Origin of the sequence: Pseudomonas paracarnis (assembly GCF_904063055.1) — a bacterium.
In the GTDB taxonomy this organism is placed as follows: domain Bacteria; phylum Pseudomonadota; class Gammaproteobacteria; order Pseudomonadales; family Pseudomonadaceae; genus Aquipseudomonas; species Aquipseudomonas paracarnis.
The window spans coordinates 1-464 of the sequence record NZ_CAJFCN010000071.1; the positions used below are offsets into that span (position 1 = coordinate 1).

Below are 464 nucleotides of genomic sequence, written 5' to 3' on the forward strand. Positions count from 1 at the left end.
CCCACGGACGGCTGTGCAGGCTGGGCGACAACCATGACTTGATGCACTTCGACCGAAGCTACGCCGCAGAGCATCCTGGGCGAGGAAGCCAGATCGAACGCCGTTACCTGCGCCAAGACCATTTCGATGGGCGCTGCGACGTGCTCGTCAGCTATCGCTATGACAGAAACGGCGATCTTGCCGAAGTCGTGGACGCCCAGGGCACGACCCTTCGCAGCTTTGCCTACGACAGCGGCAGGCGCATGACCGTGCACCGATTGCCGAGTGGCATGCGCTGCTTCTACCAATGGGCTCAAGTACCTGGCCCAGACGGCGCGGAATGGCGCGTCAGTCGGCACTGGACAGATGCGGGTGATGAATACACCTTCGACTACGACTTGGATGCGGGCATTACGCGCGTCACCGACGGGTTGAGGCGCGTCAGCACTCGACATTGGAATCCGCAGTTCCAGATCACTCGCTAC

1 pseudogene is annotated in these 464 nt (G+C 61.4%); it reads left to right on the forward strand.

What is annotated here, in order from left to right:
• Positions 1–464: pseudogene (locus JMV15_RS27940) on the forward strand (RHS repeat domain-containing protein); the annotation flags it as partial.